This is a genomic window from Leptotrichia sp. oral taxon 218, from assembly GCF_018128225.1.
In the GTDB taxonomy this organism is placed as follows: Bacteria; Fusobacteriota; Fusobacteriia; order Fusobacteriales; family Leptotrichiaceae; genus Leptotrichia.
In genome coordinates, this window is record NZ_CP072377.1 from 473295 (window position 1) to 499308 (window position 26014).

A 26014-nucleotide genomic window follows, 5' to 3' on the forward strand; every position below is an offset into this window, starting at 1 on the left:
ACTGTAAAAATTTAGAAAGTTTTTTTAATATGATAAAAACTAAAAAATTTAAAGGCGGCAAATTTGTCAAAATAAAAAAATTTTTTAGTAAATTATCTATAAATAAAATGATAAAAATATGGAAAGGAGTCGATAAATAATGGCAGTACCTAAGAAAAGAACTTCCAAAGCTAAAAGAAATATGAGAAGAGCACATGACGCAATTACAGCTCCAAACATCGTAGTAGAAGCTGACGGAACAGTGAGAAGACCTCACAGATTAAATTTAGAAACAGGAGTATACAGAGGTAGACAAGTGTTAAAAGCTGACGAAACAACAACAGAAGCTGAATAATTACAGGAGTTTAAAAACTCCTATTTTTTTTAAATTAAAATTATCGATTTTTACACTGACGAGAGTCAGTTTTTTTTTATTAAAAAAATTTTTTATTTTTAATAAAATATGGTAAAATATAAGTGTTAAAAAAATAAAATTTATTTTAGGAGGAAAATCAGATGAAAAAAATTATGAGAGGTGTGCTGTTATTCGGTATGCTGGGAGGAATGATTTTAGCTTGTGGAAATAAAAGTAATAATTCTAGCAATTCTACTAATTCACAAGCTGAAAAAAATGAGAAAGTTTATAGAATAGGAGTGTCACAAATTGTTGATCATCCAGCGTTGAATGCGGCAAAACAAGGATTTAAGGATGCACTTGCCAAAGCAGGTATAAAAGCGGATTATGATGATAAAATTGCAAATAATGAAATGAGTAATCAAACTTTAATAATGCAGCAATTTTCATCAGACAAAAAAGATTTAGTTTATGCAATAACTACACCGACAGCTCAAGCAGCAAAAAATCAAGTGGATAAAAATATCCCTGTTGTCTTTGCTTCCGTGACAGATCCAAAAAGTGCAGGATTAGTGGGAATATCAAATGTTACTGGAACAAGTGGAGCAGCTCCAGTTGAAGAAAATTTGAAATTGATGAAAGAATTATTACCAAAAGCTAAAAATATAGGAATAATTTATAATTCATCTGAACAAAATTCTGTTTCTGAAGTAAATAATTTGAAAAAATTAGCACCAAAATATGGATTTAATGTAGTTGACAAATCTGTAACTAATGGAACTGAACTTGTGTCGGCAGCTAATCTTGTGGTAAAACAAGCTGACTTATTGTATGCAATTCAAGATAATACAGTCGCTTCATATATTTCAGCAATATTGGACATTTTTAACAAAGAGAAAAAACCAATTTTTGGGACAAATAATATTTATTCGAATGCTGGAGGATTTATTTCACAAGGAACAACTGATTATGATATAGGTTATCGTTCTGGAGAAATAGCTGCTCAAATATTAAAAGGTGAGAAAAAACCAAATGAAATTCCAATTGAAAATGTAAAAGATTTAAAAATTGAAGTAAATAAACAAAATATGGAATTATTGGGAATAAAAATTCCTGAAAGTATTTCAAAAAATATAAAATATGTAGAAACAAAAAAATAAATGAAAAATTAAACAATCGAAAAAATTAAAGATTAAAAATTAAAAATAGAAAATTAAAAAATAAAGAGTAAAAAATAAAAAAATAAAAAAATAATAGAAGAAAAAATAAAATAAATAAAGTAAAATAAAATAAAACAAAAAAGGAAGTGAAAAAAGTTTATGAAAAAAAGTTTTTTTAAAATATGCTTTTTAATTGGGATTTTATCAGTTTTAGCAATTAGCTGTAATAAAGAATCTGATCCAGCAAATGTGGAAAAACCTGAAGAAAATATTTCACAATCTCAATCAAGCGATGAAAATAGCAGCAGCACATCTGATGCAACAAGCGGACAACAGCAATCACAGCAAACTCAAACTTTGGATACAACAAATCCAACTAAGACAGCATTGCAGCCACAAAATGGTCAAAGTGAAAATGCTGATCAACCTCAATCTCAATCTCAACCTCAAGTTCAATCTCAGACGCAAGGTGGAGGTCAACAAACTCCAAATCCTCAAGCAAAAAATAGTCCGACATTAAAACATGTAGACGGCGTTTTGGGACATCAATTTTCACTTGATGATAGAGTGGTCACTTTTGAAAGACAGGGAACACAATATAGAGTGGTTTATACAGTTGAAGGTGAAAATGGGACAAGTGTAGAAAAGAAAAATTTATCATTTAATCAAAAAAGTGATAGTTTATCGGACGGAACTTACACTTATAAAGTAAAAAATAATAAATTAGGATTATATGGAAATGGTGGAAAACAGTTGATATTTGTATTACAATAAATAAAATAAAAAAACTGTCTTATTTATGAAAGTAAGGCAGTTTTTATTTTTTATATTTTTATTTACTAGCTTTGTTTTCAATCATTTTTTCAACTAAATTTCTTCCATGATCTCCAACTCTTGTGAAGTGAGAAATTACATCTATGTAGTAAAGTCCAGCTTTTACATCACATTCCTGTTTACTTACCCTTTTTATGTGAGCTTTTCTTACTTCTTTTTCTTTTCTATATAATTCATTGTGTAAATCAATTACAGAAAAAGCTTTTTCATTGTCATTTTCTTTTAATGCTTCAATTGCTGTTTCAATTAATTTTACAGTAATTTCAAGAAGTTTGCTCACTTCATTATGTGCTACTTCAGAAAAGACAAGTTCTTTTTTGATTTCATATTGCACATCTTTAACTATTCCAAAAGCGTGATCACCGATTCTCTCAACATCTCGACACATATCTAGGTAGATGCTTATTTCTTCTCCCTCTTTTTCAGTAAAAGTTCCTTGTGATAACATTGTTAAATATTTTGTGATTTCCTGATCCATGCTATTTATGTTATCTTCAGAAAGTTCAACATTTTTAGCTAATTTTTCATTGTGTGAATGAAAGAACTCAACTGATTCTTTTAAATTTTCAAGAGCCATTGAAACCATAATTAACATTTCCTGCTTAACTTGTCCAATTGCAATAGAAGGTGCATTTAATAAAGCAATATCTAAATATTTTGGCTTAAATTCTTCTGCTTTGTCTTCATCTTTTTCTTTTATTACTTTAACAACTATATATTCTAAAACTTTTATAAATGGAAATAAAAGTATAGTTGTAGCAATATTAAAGGAAGCGTGAGCAAACGCAATTGTAACTTTTGGATTTAAATGAAAAACTTGCTGCATTTTAGTCACATACATTGTAAAAGGAATTAAAAAAATCATAAATATTATAGTTCCAATCATATTGAATAATGTATGAGATAATGCAAGTCTTTTTGCCGATGTATTAGCTCCTATCGAAGCTAAGATAGCTGTTATTGTAGTCCCGATATTATCTCCAAAAAGTACTGGAAGCAAAGATTTTAATGGCATAAGTCCTTCTTGATAAATATTTTGAATAATACTTATTGTGGCACTTGACGCTTGAACTGCCATGGTCATTCCTGTTCCTAAAAATACTCCCAAAAATGGATTTTTTCCTAAACTTGTAGTCAAAGTTTTAAAAGCGGGAAGATATCTAAGTGGAGCCATCGCATCTGACATTAAACTCAGTGCAAAAAATATTCCACCAAATCCAAATAAAATTCTCCCAGTGTTATTCATAGTCTGATTTTTAAAGAAAAATAGACATAAAGAACCTATAAATATAATTGGAAGTGCATAATGAGATATATTAAATCCAATGATAAATGTTGTAATTGTTGTACCAATATTAGCTCCCATTACAATTCCTATAGCTTGACGAAGTGTCAGTAATCCCGCTCCGACAAGTCCTATTGTAATTACTGTCGTTCCTGAACTCGATTGAATAAGAGCTGTTATTAAAATTCCAACTAAGACTCCTAAAAAAGGCGAAGTTGTATATTTATCCAAAATATATCGAAGTTTGTCTCCAGCTGCCATTTGAAGTCCGTCTCCCATATATTTCATATAAAATAGAAATAATCCAAGTCCACCTAAAAATCCGAATATCATCTGTTGGTAGTTAATCGACGCAGCATTCATTAATTTTTCATTCCTTTCTAAAAATAATTTTTTTTATATGAATAATAAAAATTCATTCACAAGTAGTTATACCATATTTTAAAGAATTTTCCTACAGAATATTAATAAAATTTACATTAAATTATTCAATCAGTTTATTTATATAATCAAGGGATAAATTGTAAATTTCTGTAAAATTATTATTTTTTAATTTTAAATTTATCATTTTTTTATTATTTTTTGCTAAAATTTCTTTTAAATTTTCATCAAATTCTTTTATTTTAGGAGTTTTTTTCTCGTTTTCAATATAAAAAATTAAATCAAAATCTTCTTTTTTTATAAGATTATTAATAATATTATTTTCTTTTTTTATCCAATTCCAGTAAATTAGCTTGAAGTGAACAAAATTCAGTATCAATAAAAATTAATTTATTAGAATTTTTTATGGATTTTGAAATTTTTTCTTGGTGTTTTTGAGCAATATGTTGAAAGTCTTTTTCTTCTAAGTTTTTTAAATTATTTTTTTGGGAATATTTTTTTTTGTAATCTTCCACAAAATTTGTGTTATAACAATTTGACAATTTGTGAACTAAAGTTGTTTTTCCTGAGTGTGGAGTTCCTATAATTGCCACTTTTACTGCAAAAAATTCCTGTACAGGTTTTGGCATAAAATCCCAGTTATGATATGGAGAATTTCTCACTTCAGTTGCGCTTATTGGAAAATTGTCACGATTTATATCAATTGTTTGAATTTTCAAATTTTTACTAAAAACTTTTTCAGAATTTGGAAGAGTTAAAAAATTATTCTTGTAATTTTCAACATCTTGCGGTTCATTTGAAAAAATTACATCAACTTTTATATTATTTTTTAATAAAGTTTCAAAAACTCTCTCACTCCAAAGTTTCCATCCATTTGGATAAAATGGAATACCATCTTCAGCCAAATGAATAATTTTTATATTATTTTGATATTTAAAAATACTTTCCACAAAATTTAATCTATCTTTTATAGTCGGCATCTTTTTCATTTTAGATTTTTTAAACAGGTCTTTGTCACGGGTATTATCGCTGCAGACGACAACATAAAGCTCGTCAATTAAGCCACTGGCTTTTTGAATAAAGTCAACATGTCCCATATGAATTGGATAAAATTTTCCAAATATTATACCAGTTTTTTTCATAATTACACTCCTAATTTTTTATAAAAATTTCCATTTTCCATTTTCATATTTTATTTTTGGTGAATCGTCGTCATTGTTGCCGTCGTCATTATTTTTTTTCTCATTTTCTGAATCATCTTTGTTATCATGAGAATCTGAATTTTTATCTTTTTCTTTCTCTGTTTTTTTCTTTTCTCTTTCATTCTCATTCTCATTTTTTTTATTTTTATTTTCATTTTTATTTTTATTTTCTGCGTTATCTTCTTCCAAATTTTCATCTTCTTTTTTTACAATTGTTCCAAGTTTTTCAGTTCTCTTTGGTCGTTCGTCTAAGAAAGTTGGTATTCCTTGCTTATTATAACTTTTGACATTTTCAGGAAATTGTATATCAAAAATATCTCTTTTTTCAATTTTTCTAAATGCCAATTTTTGCTGAATTTTCTCAAGAATTCTCTTGTCTTCTCTATTCAAGTTTTTGAATACATCAGCATAATATTCAATATTTTTTGTGTCAAACTCTTTCATAAATTCATTTATCGTGATAGCTTCAGGATTGTAGGCAATTTGATAAATTGATTCTGAATTTTTTCCTGAAAATACTTCGTTTACAAATCCCATTTTTTCTAAATCGGACAAAATATCTTTGACAAAAAGCACATCCATTCCAAGTCGATCCGATAATTTTTGAAAAGTAAAAGGTTCTTTTTTTTGTGCAAAATTTTTGATAATTAGCGATAAAATAAGCATTCCAGCTTCCCTTTTAATCTTAATTGGCATTTCAATCTCTTCTTTATACAAAAATTTGTCCGAAGTTTGAATTGAAAAAGCAATTTGTGCACCAAGTAAAATTGTAACCCAAATATATTGAATAAAAATCAAAAAAATAGGGATTAGCGCTAAACTTCCATAAATTATATTATAGCTTGTAATAATTGATTGAAGTAGTAAAAATAGCAGTTTCCAGCAAAAAGTCAAAATTGTTGTGATAAATCCAGCAATTAACGCAGGTTTTATTTTTACATTTGTATTTGGAATCAAATAAAATATAAAAGAAAATAAAATTATATAAGTTAATGGACCTGAAATTGCTATAAATAAATCAATAAAAACTGATTGCTTTGAAAAATAATGAATAAGTTCATCAATTACAAAAGAATTTAATGCTGACAACGCCACAAAAAATATTGGTCCTAAAAATATAATTGCAACATAATCGACAATTCTTCTGGGAAGTGAACGCTTTTTATTTATTCTCCAAATTTTATTAAACGAATTTTCTAGCATAATCAAAACTTTTACAACAGAATAGATTAAAACAATAATTCCAATTCCAGCCAGTAAATTTCCTTCAGTGGAAGCAAGTAGTCTTTGTGCAACGCTTAAAATAGATTTTATAATCGAACTGTTTGGTAACAGCTCAAACATTTTTTTTATAAATATTTTGTCAAATCCAAATCCTCTGGTAATACCAAGAATTAGTGCCACGAACGGGAAAACTGCCAAAAGAGAATAATAAGTCAGTGAAATCGCAAGTATTTGAGTTTCTCCATCCCTGTAATTTTTGTAAATTAAATAAATCATTCTTTTTAAATCATTAAAACTTTTTTTTGTACTTTCTAAATTCATCTCCATTTTTCTCCATTTTTCTTAATTTATCCAAAATTAAAATATTCTTTTTCGTTAAAAATTTCGTTCATTAATTCGTCGTAATTTTCAATTTTTGCTTCTTCTTCTAGTATATCTTCCAATTTTGGATTTGTAACAGGATGTTTTGGAGCAAAAATTACACAAGAATCTTCGTGCGGCTCAATTGACTTCTCATAAGTTCCAATTTCCTTTGCAATATCTATAATTTCAGTCTTATCCATCCCGATAAGCGGTCTAAAGACAGGAAGTTTTTCCATACAGGCATTTGTGCAAGTAAGTCCTCCTAATGTTTGAGAAGCAACTTGACCTAAACTTTCTCCCGTAATTAGCGCTTGATATTGCATTGTATTTGCAAGTCTTTCGCTAAGTCTCATCATAACTCTTCTTGTCAAAATAGTCGCATATTCTTTTCTAGTTTTGCTATTAATTTCTTCTTGTAACTTCAAAATATTAATCGTATAAAGTCTTGATTTTCCAGTATAATCAGTCAAAATATCGGTTAATTCCTTAATTTTTTCAAGTGCCTGCTTACTTGTAAAAGGAAAGCTGTTAAATGTCACAAAGTTTATTCTCATTCCTCTTTTCGCCATCATAAATGAAGCAACTGGACTGTCAATTCCTCCAGAAAGCAAAACTAACCCTTTTCCAGTCGATCCAAGCGGAAGTCCGCCGTAAGTTTTGATTCTAGTTGTATAAATATAAACTTCTTTTCTTATATCAATGTATATCATAACATCAGGATCTTTCATCTTAACTTTTTCAAAAGGACTGTTAATTAACACAAAAGCTCCGACTTCTTTAGCGTAGTCCATAGAATTAATGGGAAATCCCTTATTGCTTCTGTTGACAGAAATTTTAAAAGTTCTGGCTCCTTTTTCATACGCATAATTTGCAAATTCCAAAACTTTTTCTTTAATTTTTTCATCTTCTTGCGAAACTTTGGTCGACTGATTTATTCCAACAATTCCAAAAACTTTTTTTAGTTTTTCTGTGATTTTTTCCAAATCTTTTGGATCAGTCAAAACATATAATTTAGATAAATCTTCAATTAATTTAAAGTCAAATCCTTTTAAGTTTCTATTTATTCTATTTCTCAATTTTCGCTCAAATTGTCCCCGATTTTTACCTTTTAGCGAAAGTTCGCCATAAGAAAGACCTATTGCGTTAAGCAAACTTTTGTCCGTATATTTTTCCATTTTTATTTTTTCCCTTTCTTTAATTTTTTTATTTTTTAATTCTTTGATTCTTATATTCTCAATTCTTAATTTTTATTTTTTTATTTTTTTATTTTTTTAAATTTGTTGAAGCGTAACTAAGTTGTAGTCGTTGTCTTCAACAGTTATAGCTTGAATGTTGTTAAACGGAACTAAATGGATTTTGTCTTTATATTTCTGGACTAATCTATCGCAACTTTCTTTGTAAGGTTCGCTTTGGTAGTGTGGAACTGGATAAAATGGCAATAAATTAAGACCTTTAGTATCTTTTAATTCTGTTGCTAAAGATTTATCGTCACATTCTGAAACATATTCAATATCTGGACTTGTGATGGCGCTTCCCGCAGATTCACCCACATAGATTAGTCCATTTTCAACTTTTTTTATAATAAAATCTGATAAATTTTTCTTTTGAATTTCTTGCATCAAAAAGAATGTATTTCCACCTGAAATGTGCAAAATATCAGAATCATTTATCAAATCTTTGGCTTTTGTTTCGCTCACTTCTGTAAGTTCCAAAAGTGTTATATTCATTCCAAGACTTTCATAAATTTCCATCGCTATTTTTATATGAATGTCAATATTTTCCACTAATGCCGCAGTTGGAATCAGAGCCACAGTTTTTCCTTTCAGCTTATTTTCAAGTCCTAAGTCATTTTCTAAAAAATTTTTAAATAATTTTTCTACATATCCAAATGATGAAGTTAAAAACATTTTTTTCATAAAATCACTCTTCTTTCTTTATTTTTATTTTTATTTTTTAATTATTATTTTGTTATCTCATCTTTCTAATTCTAGCAACACTTTCTTTAACTCTTTTCACAATTTCTTCAATTTCTTCCAGTTTATTTTCATTAGAAAAGCTAAATCTTATCGCTCCGTCCAATTCAGATTGACTAAGTCCCATCGCAGCAAGAATTCTGCTATTTCCTTTTTTTGAAGAACAAGCTGATCCAGTTGAGACAAAAATATCATACATTCCCAAAAAATGTGTCAAAACTTCACCTTTTGTCCCATTAAACGAAATATTCAAAATTTTTGGACTTGATTTTTCTGTCAAAAGTGAATTTATTTTTATATTTTCAATTTCTTCTGACAATTTTTTAGCAAGATTAATTTTAAAATTTTGAGAATGAATCGCTTCTTTTTCATCTTCTTTTGAAAGAATTTCAACTGCTTTTGAAAAAGCCAAAATTAATTCAGTCGGCAAAGTTCGTTTAATAACGCCGTTTGCACTATTTGAGCCAAAAATTATGTCGTCAATTTTTACATTTTCTCCAACATAAATAGCACCAATTCCTTTTGGAGCATAAATTTTGTGACCACTTACAGTTAGAGCATCAACTTTAATTTTACTAAAATTTATATTCGGAAGTCCAAATCCTTGCACAAAATCCGTGTGAAAATAAGTATTTTTATTTTTTTCTTTTATAATCTCAGAAATCTTTTTCAAATCTTGAATAGTTCCAGTTTCACTATTTACAGCACCAATTGACACAACAACAGTATCTTCGCAGATCAATTCAGAAAGCGAATCCAAGTCTATAAATCCATTTTTGTCAACATCTAAGTAATCAACTCTAAATCCATTTTCTTCGTAGTGACGAAAAACTTCGTAAACTGATGGATGCTCGATTTTAGTCGTAATCAAATGCTTTTTTAATTTTGAATTTGCATTAATGATTCCTTGCAAAATGATGTTATTTCCTTCTCCTCCTCCAGAAGTGAAAAAAATTTTTTCAGGATTAACTCCTAAATATTTTCCAACAGTTTTTTTAGCATTTTTTATTTTAAGCAAAATTTTATGTCCAAAATCGTGAATTGCATCGGCATTTGCGTAATTTTCTTCCATTGCTAAAACCATTGCGTCAACAACTTCTTTTCTCGGTTTTGTACTCGCTGCATTATCTAAATATATCATTTTAAAACTTCCTTTTTATAAAATTTTTACCCATATATTATACTATATTTTTGAAAAATTATAAATACCTTTATTTTATTCTAAATAAAATAAAAAAATATTTTTAATTTACAAAATTTTATTTTTTTAGTAAATACTTAAATAAATAAATAAATTAAGTATTTGACGGTAAAAATAAAATGTGTTATCATTTTTTTACAAAAATAAATTTTGGATGGTGAAATTATGAGTAAAAAATATGATTTTAACAATATCTAGCAAGAAGTCTCCCTCTTCTACAAGAGGGAGATGAATTGCAGAACATAACTTGAAATAATAATTATTATATGGTATAATACTCGTACATCAGGGCAGGGACTGCCCAAAGAGCTTGGTAAATATATTTGGCTAACAGAAGCAGATACTTCCCAAGAAGCTCCCTCTTCTAAAAGCGGGAGTAGTTCACTAATGCCAAATTATAAACATACAGTTTTTCAGACTTTGTCAGATGAATTATCAGAAATTACAATAACTTGTACTGCTCCCACAAAAAGTTTTAATTTAGCGGGAGTCGGAATTTCAAATATTATCATAAAAAATAAAAAATTGCGAAAGAAATTTGAAATTGAACAAGACAAGTCAAGTTCTCATGTATTTGCTGCTCTAGGTTACAAAGCTTGTGAATTGGCATATAATAAAAGTGAAAAGTGGCTTGATGAACTTATTTTATTAATTGACAAAAATCAAAAATTAGTTCACGATTTTTTTATTCAAAATTTTGTAAATTTAAGTGCACCGTTAATCGAAGGAACTTACCTTCAATGGTTAGATTTTAGAAACTTGGGACTTACAAATGAAGAATTGAAAAAGTTTATGAATGAAAAGGCAAAACTTTATTTTAGCGAAGGATATACTTTTGGAAAAGATGGAAGTGGGTTTGAGAGAATAAATTTAGCTGCACCAACTTGGGTTATAAGAGAAGCGTTAGATAGACTTTATAGTGCTTTGAAAGAAGATTTTCCACAGTTTTGTAAATAAAAATAGAAAATAGAAAAAGTTGAGAAATTAATTTTTTCTGTTTTTTTATTATAAAAAAAGTGATATAATAAAAAATAATAAGTTTAGAAAAGGGGAAATTTATATGGAAAATGCAAAAGCAAAAAAAGAAAATATCGGACTAGTTCTTGAAGGTGGAGGAATGAGAGGAATTTTTACTGCTGGAGTTTTAGATTTATTTTTGGAAAAAAATGTGGAAGTTGACAATTGCATTGGAGTGTCGGCAGGAGCACTGCTTGGAGTTAATTATTTGTCTAAGCAAGAAAAAAGAGGATTTGAAGCAATTGCGGATCATATTCAAAAAAGAGAGTATGGAAGTTTCTATAATTTAATTAAAACTGGAAACTATTTTGAAACGCAGTATTCTTATCACGACATACCAGAAAAATACAATCCTTTTGACAATGAAACATTTAAAAAAAGTCCAATAAAATTTCAGGCGGTTATAACAAACTGTGAAACTGGATTGCCAGAATATCCTGAAATTAAAGATACAGTTGCAGATATTGATATTTTGAGAGCTTCGGCTTCACTTCCATTTTTGTCAAAAATGGTAATATTAGGAGGTAAAAAATATTTAGATGGCGGAGTTGCGGACTCGATACCACTAAAATATTCAATAAAAAAAGGAAATAAAAAAAATATAGTTGTACTTACAAGAGATAAAAATTATAGAAAAACTCAAAGTAAGTTAGGTGCAATTTCGAAAGTAAAATATAGAAAATATCCAAAATTTGTGGAACTTATGAAAACAAGATATACAAGATACAACAAAACTTTAGAATATATTTATGATTTAGAGAAAAGAGGAGAAATTTTTATAATTCAGCCGCAAGTTCCACTTACATTGGGAAGAATTGAAAAAAATAGGGAAAAACTTGAAGAAGTTTACAAAATTGGCTACAATGAAGCTAGAAAAAGATATAATTCACTTTTAGAATATTTAAAAAAATAAAAAAAGTTTTAAATAAATTTGAAAAAAAACTGTTCTTTTTTTAAAAAATGTGCTATACTATTTGTAGATAACCAAAAGCAAGTAAAATGTAACAAAATTAATATTTGTAACAAGTTGTTTGAGGTGTAAATTTTTAGGAGGTAATACTTTGTTAGGTAAAGTAAAATGGTTTAACGACAAAAAAGGATTCGGATTTATTTCAGGAGAAGATGGACAAGATTATTTCTTACATTTCTCAAAAATCAATAAAGAAGGATTCAAAACAGTTAACGAAGGTGAAGAAGTAAGTTTTGATGTAGAAGAAGGACCAAAAGGACCTCAAGCAACAAATGTAGTTTCTCAATAATAGTTAAAAATGTTGTTAAATAACTATCTTGAAAAATTTTTTTGTTTTTTAAGATAGTTTTTTTTATTTAAAAATTTAAAATAAAAAAAGAGAGAATTATTAATTCTCTCTTTAAATTTATCTCACTATTTGAAATAATATTGCAACAACCAAAAATAATGTTGCAACAACTTCAGTAAATTTTTCAATTCCTTCTTTTTCTTCATCTAAGATATTTGCTGCACTTTTTGCTAAACCTTGGCTTCTGTCAGGTTGCAATAAGATTACGCTTATCATAATGATTGATAGTATTACTAAAGCTACGATTAATAAATTTTCTAACATTAAGTCCTCCTAAATTGTGCAAAGACTGAGAAAATAACTATTTAGTTACTGCGTCTCCAGCTTTTACTATTACTGTGAATTTTGCAGGAACTAGACTTGCTCCACCAACTAATCCACCGTCGATATCTTTTTGAGCGATTAATTCAGCGGCATTTCCGTCATTCATTGATCCACCATATTGAACTGTTACATTTTCAGCAACTTGTGCACCAAATAAATCTGTCAATAGGCTTCTTATAAATGCGTGAACTTCTTGAGCTTGTGCAGGAGTTGCAGTTTTTCCTGTTCCGATTGCCCAAACTGGTTCGTATGCTAAAATTACATTTGCCATTTGGTCAGCAGTTACATCTTTTAATCCACCGATAATTTGACTTTTAACTACATCTTCAGTTGTATTTGCTTCTCTTTCTTCCAATTTTTCACCGATACATAAAATTGGTTTTAAATCGTGTGCTAATGCAGATTTTACTTTTTCGTTAATGATTTCGTTAGTTTCTCCGTAATATTCTCTTCTTTCAGAATGTCCTAAAATTACATATTCAACACCTAAATCTTTTAACATCAAAGGTGAAACTTCTCCTGTATAAGCTCCGCTTTCTTTAGCATTCATATTTTCAGCTGCGATTTTAATGTTTGTTCCTTTAGTTTCTCTAACAGCTGTTTCTAATGCTGTAAAAGGTGCACCAATTATAATTCCTGCATTTTTAACATCTTTTACTAATGGTTTGAATTCTGCGAAAAATTCTCCTGCTTCTTTTGCAGTTTTATTCATTTTCCAGTTTCCTGCTACAATTACTTTTCTCATTAATCTTTCCTCCAATATTTATTTATTTTTTATTTTATTTTATCACATATCAAAAGTTTTATCAACGAAATTTTTTTTATAAATCTTTTGTCAAAACTAAAAATTTCTTTAATTTTTTTATTTTAAAGTTTATTTATTTGTAATTTCATCTTTTTTTGTCAGTTCAGAAAATACAGTTGCAAGGTTTGCTAAATTTTGCATGTTGCTTGGAATAATAATTTTTGTGGCTCTTCCATCTGCCGCTTTTTCAAATGCTTCTAGTCCTCTTAAAGATAGCACTTTGTCGTTCGGAGCAGCTTCGTTTAAAACTCTTAGAGCTTCTGCTTTTGCTTTTTGAACTGATAAGATTGCTTCTGCTTCCCCTTCAGCTTCTTTAATCTGCTGTTCTTTTTTTGCTTCTGCTCTTAAAATGGCTGCCTGTTTTTCTCCTTCTGCAACTAAAATAGCCGCTTCTCTTTTTGCCTGTGCTTCCAAAATATTTGCTCTTTTTTCTCTTTCAGCTTTCATTTCTTTTTCCATCGCAACTCTTATGTCTGCAGGTGGTAAAATACTTTTTAGCTCAACTCTGTTTACTTTTATTCCCCAAGGATCTGTCGCATCGTCCAATTCTTTTCGCATTTTTGTGTTAATGACATCTCTTGAAGTTAAAGTCTGGTCGACTGTCATATCCCCAATAATATTTCTTAGAGTTGTTGCAGTCAAATTTTCAATTGCTGAAATTGGTCGTTCAACTCCGTAAGTATATAGTTTTGGGTCTGTTATCTGAAAATATACGACTGTGTCAATTTGCATTGTGGCGTTATCTTTTGTGATTACTGGCTGTGGGGGAAAATCCACAACTTGTTCTTTTAACGAGACAACTCTTGCCACTTTGTCAAAAAAAGGATTTATAAAACTTAATCCAGAATCTAATGATTGATAATATTTCCCCAGTTTTTCTATAATGTAAACTTTTGATTCTGGCACAATTCTTATTGCTTTTAGTACTAAAACTGCAAAAAAAGCAAGTAAAATAATGATTAACGGTAATAATATAACTCCCATGATAACCTCCTAAATTTGATATTATTTTAATTTTACTTTTCTTTCTTTATTTTTTCTAAAATAATTTTATTTCCAACAAAACCTTTTATTTTAGCAATTTCATCTTTTTTAAAGACATCTTCGCTGATTCCTTTCCAAATGACTCCTTTAAATTTAACTTCATACTCTTTTTTTGAGTTTGTTAAGTTTAAAATTTCTTCGATTTTTATCTCATTTCCTATCATTTTGGAATTAAAATTTGTTTTTTTGCTTTTTTCAATGTAATTTTTTAAGACAGGTCTTGTGAAAATTACAAAAATTACTGATAAAACTGAGAAAATAAAGACTTCGACGACAGGATTTCTCATAAAAAAAGATAATCCAGTTAAAACAAGTGCTGCAAGGGATAACCAAATTGTCACAAGTCCTGGTATAATAATTTCAAGTATTGCAAATACTGCAGTTGCTATTGCCCAAAATAATTCTCCCATTTTTTTCTCCTTTTTTACTTAAAATTTTTTTCTTAAAAATTTAAAATCCGATTCCGACACCACCATGAATTCCGTTTGTTCCAATTCCAATTCCCGCACTTAGACAAGAACTTAGAGCAGCTAACAACAAAATCATTAAAATTATTTTTTTCATAATTTTTTCTCCTTTCAATTTATAAATTTATTTTTTTAAAATCCGATTCCGACTCCACCGTGAATTTTTCCGTCTGTACTAATACCAATCCTGGTATTAATCAGACCACCTGTACTGACACCTATATTTCCATGAATTTTTCCGTTACTTCCTACACTTATTCCGCCTGTGACGCAGGAAGTTAGAGATAGTAGTGTCAAAATGACTAAAATTAATTTTTTCATTTTTTTCTCCTACAAATTTAATTTAAAATTTATAATTTTGTACTAATATTATACCATATTTTTTTAAAATAGAATAAAAAAATTTTATTTTAAAAAAAATTCAAAATAATATTATTTTTATTTTAAATAATTTTTATAAAAAATCAAAAAAAATAGTAAAAAAAGTTTACTTTTTTGAAAAACTTTTATATAATTTAGTAAAGACTGATATAAGAATATAATATGTTAAATAAAGATAAAATCGGTATTTTATCTGTAAAAATTAAAAAACATTAAATTATAAGGAAAAACTTTTATATAATTTAAACAGATTTTTTGATTTTTAGAAAGGAAGAACTATGATTAATGATTTAGAAGAATTTAGTCAAGAATTAAAATCGTTTGCTAAAAAAGTAAAAGGTTTTAAATACACAGATTCAGCACTTATCACATTTTTACTAACTGGTGCAATAGGAATAGGAAGAGGTGCATCAGCTAATCTATTTTCAGATGGAAATGAGCTTGAAACACAGTCAAAGACGATAAATGCTTCGGTTGCACGGCAGAAAAAAGACTTTAAATGGACAAGACAAAAAAGTGAGAAAATTATTAAAAATGCGAATTCGGATTTAGTTCAGATTACGGATCAAGGAGATTACACGGTTAAGTCACCTTTGGAAGGATGGCAATTTGGAATTAATGGATTTTCCAATAATTGGCAGGGACATTACAAAGGTCGTGGAGATAAAGTAAAAGATGTTAAATATGCTAGAGGTAAAAACAATTCGGATTCAGATAAAGAAACAGAAACAAACAGCAATACTGGAGTAGTTAATGCAAGTCATGGTGAAACAATAACAATGAACAGAACTTCTCTTCCATCAGAGCCAAATGTTTTCGTAGATTCTCAGATCAATAAAAGTGCAAAATTTGGACTTTTTGCCAATGAAGGTGGTATAATTAATGCGCAAAAAAACTGGATAAAAGCGACAGGCACTCCAAAGACCGTTGCTTCACTTAATAATTCAAAAATTGATTTAGAAGGCAGTAAAGTGGAATATAAAGGAAATGGTTATGCACTTTATACTGATGGCACAAGTAATTCTGAAGGTGCTATTAATATGAAAGATGCGACATTGGTACTAGATGGAAAAGCCGTTGGATATGTGTTTGATAAAGCTAAACCAAATGCTGTAACTTTTAATAATACAACTGTTGATGTACTTTCTGATGACGCAGTAATCGCAAATTTAACAGATTCAAAAAGTCCGCTTGTCATAGATGTGGAAAATAAACCTGGTAATGATAGTTTAAAAAATCGACTGCTTAGAGGAAATGTAAATATTACAAGTTCAAATGGAAAAACAAATTACAAGTATGCTTTGGTGGATGATGCTACAATTCAAATAAAATCGGCAATTGATAAAGCAAATTTAATAAGTGATTCAGACAGTGAAGTATTCACAAAAAGATTTTTATATCAAAATTCAAGATTGCATATTGAAACAGAGTATGGTTCGATAAACGCTTCCTTAAATACTGCACAAATGAAGGCGATAGATGACAGATTTTTGGCACCAGTTGGACTTGCGATAGCAGGAAGTTCAAAATCAGTAAATAATAGTACGACAGAAATTGGGAATAAAGGTAAAGTTTTTGTTGACAGGACAGATGCTGGACAAGGTGGAATAGGATTTTATGCCGATTACGGATGGATTAATAACTATAATGCTGGAAAACTGGAAGTGGAGCAAGGTCCAACGCATAATGACAGAGCAGTTGGAATGTATGGAACAAACAACTCAAATATGGTAAGTTCTGGTCCAATAAATGTTGGTGGTAAAAATTCAATTGGGATTTTAGGGCTTTCATATAGAATAGATCCTTCTACAGGTTTAGCTGTAGATCCATCTAACGAATCTTATTTTAAAAGTGTTGAAAATCCAGCTAATTTAGGGAAAATAGACATTATGAATTTGCCGTGGGGTGTTATTACGATGGATGATGACGGCGCAATTGGAATATTTACCAAAAATAACAGTATTGATCCGACCATAAAATCTGTTCCATCCACATCTAAAGCCTGGCTTGTTGGTGTAAATGAAGGTACTATTACAATAAAAGGAAATAATCATGCGATAGGAATGGGATCTGATTTTGGTGCAGTTTCAAATTATGAAGGGGAAGATCCTGTAACTCATGTTTATCATTCTGGGATAATTAATATACTTGGTACGCAATCGTTTGGAATGTATGGAACAAATAATACCGATTTGAAAAATTTTGGGATAATAAATGTTGCTGCAACTTCTCCTGGAAATGAATCAATTGGAATGTATGGGGATGATCCAAAGACAAAAGTTTATGTATTAGAAACTGAAAATGGAACTAGAATAAGAAACAATAGTATAATAAATGTTGGACGATCTTCTTATGGTATTTTTGCAAGAAATATAGAAATGAATGGTGGGACAATAAATGTAGATGATGATGGAGTAGGAATTTATTCTCAAGGGCCTGATGTCGATATTATTGCAGGAAAAATTAATGTAGGTAATGATAATGCAGTAGGAGTGTATATTGATGACGCAACAGTAGCTCCAAAACCTACAACTGTTAAAGGAAACTTGGATATGAAAGTTGGGCAAAATTCAGCTGGATTTTTAATAACAGCAGCAAATACTAAGACAGATTTAAATACAAAAGCGCCAAATGATGTTCATATTGGAGAAAATTCAGTTTATATTTATTCGAGAGCACCACAAAGTTTAGGTGGGAAAATTGAAAATAAATCAAATATTGTGACTGATGGAAATAACAGCTATGGAATTTATTCATCTCAAGACTTTGTAAATCGTGGAAATATTAACTTAAAATCAGGAACTGGAAATGTTGGAATTTATTCATCTCAAGGAATCGGACAAAATTATGGAACAATTGATGTTGGTCCGAGTGATGTGACAGCTGGAAAATACGGAATTGGAATGGCAACAGGAAGTACAGTGGCATCAATGGGAACAATAGAAAACCACGGAACAATTAATGTGACAAAAAATAGCAGTGTTGGAATGTATGCATCAGGTTCTGGTTCAAAGGCAATAAATAGAGGTATTATTAACTTGGAAGGTAATGATACAGTTGGAATGTATATCGACAATCATGCCACTGGAGAAAACTATGGAACGATTCAGACAATTGCAAGTGGAACTGGAATAAAGGGTGTGGTTGCAAAAAATGGAGGAATTATTAAAAATTATGGAACAATAAATATTGCTTCTGGAAGTGGAAATACAGGAGTAGAAACTGATACAGCTGGTGCATACCAAGTTCAAGGAGGAGGAAGTAGTAATACTGTATCTTTAACAGGAACAGGAGTTAATAGAACAGTAGCAGAAAAATCAGTAGTAAAAACTCCAGCACATCCAAGTCCAGTGTCAATACCAATACCTGCAGTGTTAGCTGAATCATTAGGAGATTATGCAAATGGAGATTTGCCGCAAGCATCAGGTAGTAATAATCGTACAAATGATTCAAGTATAGAAATGTATGTGGATACTTCAGGAATAAATCATACAAATCCTATTCAAGGATTAAGTAATTTAACAAGACTTAAAGATATAGATTTGATGATGGGAACAGAGGCTGCAAGAAATACGAATGCAAAAGCAATTCAAATAGGAGATGACATTTTGCAACCATATAATGATGCTTTGGGAAGTGTTATACCAACAGGAGTTAAATTGAATGTTGACTCGGCAAGTTTGACTTGGAGAGCACATATGGTGAAATCAGGAAATTTAAATGCACCGATAAAAACTGTGCATATGGAAAAAATTCCTTATACTGATTTTGCAAAAAATGATACAGATACTGAACATTTCTTAGATGGACTTGAACAGAGATATGGAGTTGAAGATGTAAATTCGAGAGAAAAACAAGTCTTTAATAAATTAAACGATATAAGAAGTGACGAAGATCATATATTTACACAAGCTATAAGTCAAATGCTAGGTTATGAATATTCAAATACTCAACAGCGAATTAATGAAACTGGAAATGAATTGGATAAGGAAATTGGATATTTACGAAAAGAGTGGGAAAATAATCCGTTTAAGCAAAATAACAAAATTAAAGTGTTTGGAATAAAAGATGAGTATAAAACAGACACAGCTGGAATTGTAGATTATGACAGCAATGCTTATGGAGTGGCTTATGTTAATGAAAATGAAACATCTGAAAAGGAAAATCCCAAAGGATGGTATGCTGGAGCTGTTACGAATAGATTTAAGTTTAAAGATTTAGGAAAATCAACTGAACAGCAATCTATGGTTAAAGCTGGGGTATTTAAGACAATGTCACCGAAAAATGATTACAATAGCTCACTAAAATGGACAGTTTCTGGAGATGTATTCGGTGGAATTAATAATATGCATCGTAAATTTTGGATTGTAGATGATGTGTTTGAATCCAGAGCTAATTATTACACTTATGGAGCAGCTTTGAAAAATGAATTGGGATATGATATAAAATTGTCTGAAAGAACTCATTTGAGACCTTATGGAGCGTTAAAAATAGAATATGGAAGATTTTCAAAGATAAAAGAAGACAATGGTCAAATGAATTTGAATGTTAAAGGAAACGACTATTTCTCGATTAAACCTAAGTTCGGAGCAGAACTTAAATATGTTCAGCCATTAACTGCGGGAACTCAACTTTCAGTAGGACTTTCGACAGCGTATGAAAATGAGCTTGGAAAACTTAATAAATTAAATCAAGCGAGAGTTCGTCATACTACAGCAGATTGGTATAATTTAAAAATGAAAAAGAAGATAGAAAAGGAAATATAAAATTTGACTTAAATGTTGGAATTAATAGTTCAAGATTTGGAGTGACGGCAAATCTAGGATATGATACGGAAGGTAAAAATATTAGAGAAGGTCTTGGATTTAAATTGGCTTATTAGTCTTTATCACTAAAATTTTATAAATTATTTAGCAAGGGGTAAAAACCCCTTGTTTTATTTTGAAATGAATAGTAAAATTTCTCTTAAAAGTTTACATGCAAGAGCAGTAGATTTTCCAGATTGGTCGTAAATAGGCGATAATTCATTCATATCAAGTCCTACAATATTTAATTTAGAAATTTTTTCAATCGCTTTGTGCAGTTCTTTAAATGTGACTCCTCCAGCTTCAGGTGTCCCAGTTCCTGGAAATTCTGATGGATCAAGCACATCTAAGTCCAATGTGAAGTAAACTGGTTTACCTTTTAATTTTTCAACAACTTTATCAAGTTCATCAAAATTATCGCCAAAATTAAATTTTGTTGTATGAAGATGTTTTTTTGCAAATTCCCATTCAGCTCGTTCTCCACTTCTTATTCCAAACTGAAAGATTTTATTGTCGCCAACCATATCCCAGCATCGTCTGATTACTGAAGCGTGTGAAAAATATTGACCTAAATATTCATCTCGCAAATCTGTATGAGCATCAAACTGAATTATGTGCAAGTCTGGATATTTTTTAAAAGCCGCTTTTACAGCTCCCAATGTCACAGAATGTTCTCCACCAATCATAAATGGAATTTTTCCGTCGTTTAAAATGCTCTCGGCTTCATTCTGAATATCTTGAAGTGCCAAATTAGAATTTCCAAAAGAAAGTTCCAAGTCGCCACCGTCAAAAATTTTGTAATCTTCCAAATCCTTGTCTTGATAAGGACTGTAAGTTTCAATCCCAAAACTCTCATTTCTCATAACGGAACTTGCAAATCGAGTCCCAGGTCTAAAGGAAGTAGTGCTGTCAAATGGAGCACCAAAAATAACGATGTTGCTTTCGTCATATTCATTGTCGCACCCAATAAATGTATGTATATTTTGCTTTCTCATAGTTTTAACCTTTCTTAATTTTTTTTATTTACTTAAATTTACTTAAAAAATTTTTGCCATTATAGCATATTTGAAAAAATTTTACAATTTTATCTCATCGGATTTACAGCTGTCAATTCCCACTTGTGAATACCTTCGTCTTTTAAGGCGCTGTCATATCCAATGTAGACATTTTTTAATCTTTTGTTTACTGGAGTTAATTTATATTTATACATAAGTGGGACTTCAGAAGCTTGATTTATGTAATATTTTTGCCATTCTTTGTACATTTGCGCTTTGTAATTTGGGATTGTCAATGATTTTTCTCCTAAAATTTCGTCAATAAATTTGTCGTTTTCTGGAGATGTAAATCTTGTATAATTTAATTGAGAACTTCTTCCAGCCGAAGAAGTCGGATTTACATCAGTTCCTACTCCCCATGCACCAAAAAATACATCAATATCTTTTGTGTCACCTTGTACTTTTTCGTAAAAGTTTTGAAAAGCTAGTAATCTTCCAGAAGTTAAGCTTACATTTAATCCAATTTTTTTCCAGCTTTGAAGATAAAATTGAGCAAGTGGCTCAGCCACATCTCCACCAGCCATAAACGCCATTTTTATTTGAAGCGGCTTACCGTTTTTATCTTCACGAAATCCATCATTGTTCACATCTTTGTATCCGCTTTCGTCAAGAAGCTGTTTTGCTTTGGCTAAGTTATACGGAAATCCTGTCAAATCTTTTGGAAAATATTTTTTGAAAACTGGAGGAACCGTAGAAGTCGCTCTTTGTCGCAGTCCAAAATAAAAGGCCTGTGTGATTTGATCGACATCAATTGCATAAATCATCGCTTGTCTTAAATTTAAATCCGCCATTTTAGCGTTAGGATCGCTCACATTTTCTCCTTTTGCTTTGTCAAAATGTCCCAATTTAAATCCAACATACGAGTAATACAAATCCTGTTGTCCCAAAACTTCTAAATTGTTAAAATCTTTATAATTATTGTATAAATTGTCTGGCATTTCCATAACATAGTCATATTTTCCAGCTTTTAGAGCCGCAACAATTGACTGTGGATTGACCACTTGCAAAATAGCCTTTTTTATTTTAGGTTTTCCCTTGTAATAATAAGGATTTGCCACAAATTCCATGCTTTCTCCGCGAGAAATTTTTACCAAGTTATAAGGCCCCAATGTGACGGGTTTTGTTCTTATTTTGTCAGATGAAACTAAATTTTTTATTGGAACATCTTTTAAATAGTGTTTTGGAAGTGCGTTTGCCATAAGTCCGTTTCCACCGCTAAAAATACTTTGTCCCATCTCAGAAAATGAAATTTCAACTGTTTTATCGTCAATTTTTTTCACGCCAGAAATTGTTTTAGCTTTTCCATTGTGATAGTCATTCATTCCAATAACTTTTTGAAATTCTTCAGTATAACGAATTCCTGTATAATCTTTATTTCCCAAAACTTCATAGGCATAGACTATATCGTCTGCAGTAAGTGGAACGCCATCTGACCATTTTATTCCATCTTTAATTTTTATAGTTGCCTTTTTATTTTTTGCATCAACATTTAATGTTGCAACCCCTGTGTCAATTATTTCAAAATTTTCATTCACATCAAAAAGGCTGGAACTTAAAAACATTGAAAGGATATCTCCATCGTATCCGTCCTGATACAAAATCTCGTTAAAAACTCCAACAAGCGGATCATCTTTTACAATAGCCACTTGAAGTGTTGCATTTTCTACAGCTGGTTCATTATTTGTAGTTTTTATTGGGAAAATTGACAAATTTATTTTAGCTCCCGGCATCTCACTTCTCTTTTTACCTGGACTACATGAAATTATCATAAGTCCAATCAAAAAAATCAATATTTTTTTCATAAATTCTCCTTTCTAAAAAAATTATGCTCGTCTTTTTTCGCATCAGCAGCTCTATTTAACATTTGTCCAATGTAATTTATACAAAGCATCATAACAAGTATTAAAATCGAAGCTGGAAGCCAAATCCAAAGTTTTGAAGATAAAACTTCTGGATCGGCTGCATATCCAACAAGTGTCCCAAGACTAGGAGTTGAAGGAGGTAAACCAAATCCTAAAAAACTAAGTCCAGTTTCAATTCCCAAATTTCCAGCAAAGGCAAGTGTCAAATCTACAATTATTAAAGAGCTTAAATTTGGCAAGATTTCTCTAAAAATTATTTTAAAATCGCTTGTTCCCATTGTTTTTGAAGCAAGAACATATTCCTTTTTACTTTCTGCAAGAGCTTTACTTCTAATAAGCCGTGCTGTTGAAACCCAGTAAAATGCACTCATTATGAAAATAAACGAGCTAACTGTATATTTTGGCACAATTGTAACAAATACAATAATGATCATAAGTGTCGGCATAATTGTTATAAAATCAATTATTCTCATAATTATATTATCGATAATTCCACCATAATATCCGCTTATCATTCCAAAAAAAGTTCCAAGAAAACTTGTCAAGATAGTTATTGTAAAGCCAATGATAATCGAGTTTCTAGCTCCCAATATAAGTTGTCCTAAAATTGAACGACCACCTGAATCTGACCCAAGCCAAAATCCTTCTTTCATCGGAATAGCATATTTATCTAAAAGACTTATTTTCATAATTTCATCCTGATTTGCAAAAAGTGAGCCGATAAAAATAATTCCAAAAATTATTGCAAGTAAAATTAATGATCCAAGTGCAAGTTTGTCCTTTAAAAGTTCTTTTACTATTATTCTAATACCTGTCGGTTTTTCATTCATATTTTTTTCACCACCTTTATTTAATTCTAATTCTAGGATCGACAATGCTCAAAATTATGTCAGAAAGTAAACTTCCAAACAAAGTTAAAAATCCAAAAAGCAAGATAAGAGCGGTTACAACGCTATAATCTCTGGTTACTATGGAATTTATAAAAAGTCCTCCCATTCCAGGATAACTGAATATTTTTTCAATAAAAATCGAACCCCCAAGTAATCCTGTTATTGCATAACCAAAAAACGCTGCAATCGGTAAAATTGAATTTCTAAAAATATGTCTTGAATAAATTCTATTTTCAGGAACTCCTTTACTTTTAGCCGTTTTCACATAATCAAGCGACTTTGCCTCAATGACTTCATTTCTCAAATACTGAATAATCCAAGTTGTTCCAAGCAGCGCATAAGTTATGGCTGGAAGTATGATGTGATAAATTCTGTCCCAAAAATGTCCAATCTTTCCAGTTTCAAGTCCAGCGGTAACAGAACCTGTTGTAGGAAACCAGCCTAATTTATATCCAAAGAACCAGATCATTATAAGTGACAAGACAAATGTCGGTATTGCATAACTCACATAGTTATAAAAAGTTACAAATTTGTCCAAAAATGAGTTCTGGTATCGTCCAGATAGCATTCCCAAAGGAATTGCGATGCAATATGTCAAAATCAAACTCACAAGCGACAAAATAAAAGTATTTACAGCTCTTTCCCCAATCAGAGTCTTAACGGGAACATTGTAAGTGTAGCTCATTCCCAAATTTCCAGAAAAAGCATTTTTAATCCATCTTATATATTGAACATGCCAAGGGTCAAGAAGTCCAGCTTTTCTTCGCAGAGCTTCAAGTGCGGACGGATCAGTTTGTGGCGTGATAAGTCCTGTGAATGGATCTCCTGGCATAAGTTTTGCCAAAATAAAGACAATTACGCTAAGTATAAATAGTTGCGGTATCATAATTACAAACCGTCTTAAAATCGTTTTCCACATATTTTTTTCCTTTCTTGTCTTGTTAAATTTTTATTTTAAAGCGACAAAATGTGTATCAGTTAATTTTTTTAAATCAAAAACTTTTCCATTTTCATCATAAAAATCTTTTTTATTTTTTTGATATTCTTCTTCAATTTTTTTTCTTTTTATCGCATTTTCCAGACGCTTTTCGGGATGAATTTCAGGAATTGCGGCAATCAGTCTTTTTGTGTAGGGATGTTTAGAAGATTCATAAATATCATTCTTTGTTCCAGTTTCAACAAACCTTCCGCTATTTAAAATATAGATGTAGTCACACATATGCTTTACAACTCCAAGGTCGTGAGAAATAAATAAATAGCTTAAATTATACTGTTTTTGAATATCTTTCATATAATTTAAGACTTGTGCTTGAACTGATAAATCAAGTGCAGAAACAGGTTCATCAGCGATGATAAGCTGTGGCTTTGTTGCAACTGCTCTTGCAATCCCAATCCTTTGACGCTGTCCTCCTGAAAATTCATGCGGATATTTGTAGAGTGCATCTTCAGAAAGTCCTACAATTTCAAGCAATTCTAAAATTCTTTTTTTATTTTCACTTTCTGTCAAATTTTCAAAATTTTTAAGCGGTTCACTTATTATGTCAATTATTCGTTTTTTTGGATTAAGACTGGAAAGTGAGTCCTGAAATATCATTTGAACATTTTTACTATATTCATTTTTTCTATTTTTAAATTTTCTATCAATTTCTTTTCCTTTATAAATAATTTTTCCGCTTTTAATTTTTTCAAGTCCAATTATTGCTTTTCCAATTGTAGATTTTCCTGAGCCAGATTCTCCGACAAGTCCATAAGTTTTTCCTTTTTCAATCGTAAGTGACACTCCATCAACGGCGTAGATGTAGTCGACAATTTTGTTAAAAAATCCGCTGCGAATTGGGTAATGAACTTTTAAGTCTTTTACTTCAAGCATATTTTTCTCCTTTCTTATTTTTTAAATTTTTTTATTTTATTTTTTATTTTATTTTTTATTTTTTTAATTTAATTTATTTTTTTATTTTAAAATTTACTTTAATATATTTTATATATTTTTTATTATTTTTATTTATTTTACTTTTCTATTCTTTCTTTCTTTCTTTTTTTATTTTATTTTTAATTTTTTTTTTGAGATTTTATAAATCTCATAAATTT

General features: G+C 29.9%; 23 protein-coding genes. 7 read left to right on the top strand and 16 right to left on the bottom strand.

Annotation, left to right across the window (positions count from 1 at the left end; translation table 11 throughout):
- The first annotated feature begins 139 nt into the window (after positions 1-139).
- The 3 genes from rpmF to J5A73_RS02280 all read left to right on the top strand — a co-directional run bounded on the left by rpmF (position 140) and on the right by J5A73_RS02280 (position 2268).
- Complete coding sequence (gene rpmF, locus J5A73_RS02270) at positions 140-334, top strand: 50S ribosomal protein L32 (protein ID WP_211616257.1); 195 nt, start codon at positions 140-142, stop codon at positions 332-334.
- A gap of 161 nt (positions 335-495) precedes the next feature.
- Entirely contained in the window at positions 496-1494 is a 999-nt protein-coding gene (locus tag J5A73_RS02275; RefSeq protein ID WP_211616259.1) for an ABC transporter substrate-binding protein, read from the top strand.
- A 159-nt stretch (positions 1495-1653) separates the two neighbouring features.
- Positions 1654-2268 (top strand): hypothetical protein, encoded by a 615-nt coding sequence (locus tag J5A73_RS02280; RefSeq protein ID WP_211616261.1) that lies wholly within the window; start codon positions 1654-1656, stop codon positions 2266-2268.
- A gap of 58 nt (positions 2269-2326) precedes the next feature.
- On the opposite strand, the gene J5A73_RS02285 is transcribed toward J5A73_RS02280, so the two are convergent.
- The 6 genes from J5A73_RS02285 to J5A73_RS02310 all read right to left on the bottom strand — a co-directional run bounded on the left by J5A73_RS02285 (position 2327) and on the right by J5A73_RS02310 (position 9897).
- Complete coding sequence (locus J5A73_RS02285; RefSeq protein WP_211616263.1) at positions 2327-3976, bottom strand: Na/Pi cotransporter family protein; 1650 nt, start codon at positions 3974-3976, stop codon at positions 2327-2329.
- A gap of 335 nt (positions 3977-4311) precedes the next feature.
- Complete coding sequence (gene nadR, locus J5A73_RS02290; protein WP_249069351.1) at positions 4312-5136, bottom strand: multifunctional transcriptional regulator/nicotinamide-nucleotide adenylyltransferase/ribosylnicotinamide kinase NadR; 825 nt, start codon at positions 5134-5136, stop codon at positions 4312-4314.
- A gap of 18 nt (positions 5137-5154) precedes the next feature.
- A complete protein-coding gene (locus tag J5A73_RS02295; RefSeq protein WP_249069352.1) occupies positions 5155-6741 on the bottom strand; it encodes a YihY/virulence factor BrkB family protein in 1587 nt (528 codons plus the stop codon).
- A 26-nt stretch (positions 6742-6767) separates the two neighbouring features.
- Complete coding sequence (thiI, locus tag J5A73_RS02300; protein WP_211616267.1) at positions 6768-7958, bottom strand: tRNA uracil 4-sulfurtransferase ThiI; 1191 nt, start codon at positions 7956-7958, stop codon at positions 6768-6770.
- A 96-nt stretch (positions 7959-8054) separates the two neighbouring features.
- Positions 8055-8699 (bottom strand): Type 1 glutamine amidotransferase-like domain-containing protein, encoded by a 645-nt coding sequence (locus tag J5A73_RS02305; RefSeq protein WP_211616269.1) that lies wholly within the window; start codon positions 8697-8699, stop codon positions 8055-8057.
- A gap of 52 nt (positions 8700-8751) precedes the next feature.
- Complete coding sequence (locus J5A73_RS02310; protein WP_211616271.1) at positions 8752-9897, bottom strand: cysteine desulfurase family protein; 1146 nt, start codon at positions 9895-9897, stop codon at positions 8752-8754.
- A 447-nt stretch (positions 9898-10344) separates the two neighbouring features.
- On the opposite strand from J5A73_RS02310, the gene J5A73_RS02315 reads away from it, so the two are divergent.
- The 3 genes from J5A73_RS02315 (at position 10345) to J5A73_RS02325 (ending at position 12233) form a co-directional block, all read left to right on the top strand.
- Positions 10345-10914: a hypothetical protein gene (locus J5A73_RS02315; protein ID WP_249069353.1), complete on the top strand. Its 570-nt coding sequence runs from the start codon at positions 10345-10347 to the stop codon at positions 10912-10914.
- A 103-nt stretch (positions 10915-11017) separates the two neighbouring features.
- Positions 11018-11887 carry a patatin family protein gene (locus J5A73_RS02320; protein ID WP_211616273.1) on the top strand — a complete coding sequence of 290 codons (870 nt, stop codon included), beginning with the start codon at positions 11018-11020 and terminating at the stop codon, positions 11885-11887.
- 148 nt (positions 11888-12035) lie between these two features.
- A complete protein-coding gene (locus tag J5A73_RS02325; RefSeq protein WP_068156890.1) occupies positions 12036-12233 on the top strand; it encodes a cold-shock protein in 198 nt (65 codons plus the stop codon).
- 117 nt (positions 12234-12350) lie between these two features.
- On the opposite strand, the gene secG is transcribed toward J5A73_RS02325, so the two are convergent.
- The 5 genes from secG to J5A73_RS02350 form a co-directional block, all read right to left on the bottom strand.
- Complete coding sequence (secG, locus tag J5A73_RS02330) at positions 12351-12557, bottom strand: preprotein translocase subunit SecG (protein WP_211616275.1); 207 nt, start codon at positions 12555-12557, stop codon at positions 12351-12353.
- Between the two features lie 37 nt (positions 12558-12594).
- The gene (gene tpiA / locus J5A73_RS02335; protein ID WP_211616277.1) at positions 12595-13362 is read right to left on the bottom strand and encodes a triose-phosphate isomerase; all 768 of its coding nucleotides are present in this window, start codon (positions 13360-13362) and stop codon (positions 12595-12597) included.
- A gap of 129 nt (positions 13363-13491) precedes the next feature.
- On the bottom strand, positions 13492-14406 hold the full coding sequence (locus J5A73_RS02340; protein WP_211616279.1) for an SPFH domain-containing protein: 915 nt from the start codon (positions 14404-14406) through the stop codon (positions 13492-13494).
- A 32-nt stretch (positions 14407-14438) separates the two neighbouring features.
- Positions 14439-14876 carry an NfeD family protein gene (locus J5A73_RS02345; protein WP_211616281.1) on the bottom strand — a complete coding sequence of 146 codons (438 nt, stop codon included), beginning with the start codon at positions 14874-14876 and terminating at the stop codon, positions 14439-14441.
- Between the two features lie 189 nt (positions 14877-15065).
- Positions 15066-15254: a hypothetical protein gene (locus J5A73_RS02350; protein WP_211616283.1), complete on the bottom strand. Its 189-nt coding sequence runs from the start codon at positions 15252-15254 to the stop codon at positions 15066-15068.
- A gap of 338 nt (positions 15255-15592) precedes the next feature.
- Here J5A73_RS02350 and J5A73_RS02355 point away from each other — a divergent pair, with 338 nt between their 5' ends.
- A complete protein-coding gene (locus J5A73_RS02355; protein ID WP_249069355.1) occupies positions 15593-20080 on the top strand; it encodes an autotransporter-associated N-terminal domain-containing protein in 4488 nt (1495 codons plus the stop codon).
- A gap of 170 nt (positions 20081-20250) precedes the next feature.
- Here J5A73_RS02355 and speB read toward each other — a convergent pair whose 3' ends face one another.
- The 5 genes from speB to J5A73_RS02380 form a co-directional block, all read right to left on the bottom strand.
- Entirely contained in the window at positions 20251-21114 is an 864-nt protein-coding gene (speB, locus tag J5A73_RS02360) for an agmatinase (protein WP_211616285.1), read from the bottom strand.
- An 89-nt stretch (positions 21115-21203) separates the two neighbouring features.
- Entirely contained in the window at positions 21204-22976 is a 1773-nt protein-coding gene (locus tag J5A73_RS02365; protein WP_211616287.1) for an oligopeptide ABC transporter substrate-binding protein, read from the bottom strand.
- Positions 22973-23866 (bottom strand): ABC transporter permease, encoded by an 894-nt coding sequence (locus tag J5A73_RS02370; RefSeq protein ID WP_211616289.1) that lies wholly within the window; start codon positions 23864-23866, stop codon positions 22973-22975. Before J5A73_RS02370 ends, J5A73_RS02365 begins: the two co-directional genes overlap by 4 nt.
- A gap of 16 nt (positions 23867-23882) precedes the next feature.
- Positions 23883-24845, bottom strand: coding sequence for an oligopeptide ABC transporter permease (gene opp4B, locus J5A73_RS02375; RefSeq protein ID WP_211616291.1), 963 nt, complete (start codon positions 24843-24845; stop codon positions 23883-23885).
- A 30-nt stretch (positions 24846-24875) separates the two neighbouring features.
- Entirely contained in the window at positions 24876-25796 is a 921-nt protein-coding gene (locus J5A73_RS02380; protein WP_211616293.1) for an ATP-binding cassette domain-containing protein, read from the bottom strand.
- Positions 25797-26014: the final 218 nt, after the last annotated feature.

Bases quoted from the DNA above. Each gene is read 5' to 3' on its own strand.
- rpmF (WP_211616257.1), top strand. From the start codon at position 140: ATGGCAGTACCTAAGAAAAGAACTTCCAAAGCTAAAAGAAATATGAGA.
- J5A73_RS02275 (WP_211616259.1), top strand. From the start codon at position 496: ATGAAAAAAATTATGAGAGGTGTGCTGTTATTCGGTATGCTGGGAGGA.
- J5A73_RS02280 (WP_211616261.1), top strand. From the start codon at position 1,654: ATGAAAAAAAGTTTTTTTAAAATATGCTTTTTAATTGGGATTTTATCA.
- J5A73_RS02285 (WP_211616263.1), bottom strand. From the start codon at position 3,976: ATGAATGCTGCGTCGATTAACTACCAACAGATGATATTCGGATTTTTA.
- nadR (WP_249069351.1), bottom strand. From the start codon at position 5,136: ATGAAAAAAACTGGTATAATATTTGGAAAATTTTATCCAATTCATATG.
- J5A73_RS02295 (WP_249069352.1), bottom strand. From the start codon at position 6,741: ATGAATTTAGAAAGTACAAAAAAAAGTTTTAATGATTTAAAAAGAATG.
- thiI (WP_211616267.1), bottom strand. From the start codon at position 7,958: ATGGAAAAATATACGGACAAAAGTTTGCTTAACGCAATAGGTCTTTCT.
- J5A73_RS02305 (WP_211616269.1), bottom strand. From the start codon at position 8,699: ATGAAAAAAATGTTTTTAACTTCATCATTTGGATATGTAGAAAAATTA.
- J5A73_RS02310 (WP_211616271.1), bottom strand. From the start codon at position 9,897: ATGATATATTTAGATAATGCAGCGAGTACAAAACCGAGAAAAGAAGTT.
- J5A73_RS02315 (WP_249069353.1), top strand. From the start codon at position 10,345: ATGCCAAATTATAAACATACAGTTTTTCAGACTTTGTCAGATGAATTA.
- J5A73_RS02320 (WP_211616273.1), top strand. From the start codon at position 11,018: ATGGAAAATGCAAAAGCAAAAAAAGAAAATATCGGACTAGTTCTTGAA.
- secG (WP_211616275.1), bottom strand. From the start codon at position 12,557: ATGTTAGAAAATTTATTAATCGTAGCTTTAGTAATACTATCAATCATT.
- tpiA (WP_211616277.1), bottom strand. From the start codon at position 13,362: ATGAGAAAAGTAATTGTAGCAGGAAACTGGAAAATGAATAAAACTGCA.
- J5A73_RS02340 (WP_211616279.1), bottom strand. From the start codon at position 14,406: ATGGGAGTTATATTATTACCGTTAATCATTATTTTACTTGCTTTTTTT.
- J5A73_RS02345 (WP_211616281.1), bottom strand. From the start codon at position 14,876: ATGGGAGAATTATTTTGGGCAATAGCAACTGCAGTATTTGCAATACTT.
- J5A73_RS02350 (WP_211616283.1), bottom strand. From the start codon at position 15,254: ATGAAAAAATTAATTTTAGTCATTTTGACACTACTATCTCTAACTTCC.
- J5A73_RS02355 (WP_249069355.1), top strand. From the start codon at position 15,593: ATGATTAATGATTTAGAAGAATTTAGTCAAGAATTAAAATCGTTTGCT.
- speB (WP_211616285.1), bottom strand. From the start codon at position 21,114: ATGAGAAAGCAAAATATACATACATTTATTGGGTGCGACAATGAATAT.
- J5A73_RS02365 (WP_211616287.1), bottom strand. From the start codon at position 22,976: ATGAAAAAAATATTGATTTTTTTGATTGGACTTATGATAATTTCATGT.
- J5A73_RS02370 (WP_211616289.1), bottom strand. From the start codon at position 23,866: ATGAATGAAAAACCGACAGGTATTAGAATAATAGTAAAAGAACTTTTA.
- opp4B (WP_211616291.1), bottom strand. From the start codon at position 24,845: ATGTGGAAAACGATTTTAAGACGGTTTGTAATTATGATACCGCAACTA.
- J5A73_RS02380 (WP_211616293.1), bottom strand. From the start codon at position 25,796: ATGCTTGAAGTAAAAGACTTAAAAGTTCATTACCCAATTCGCAGCGGA.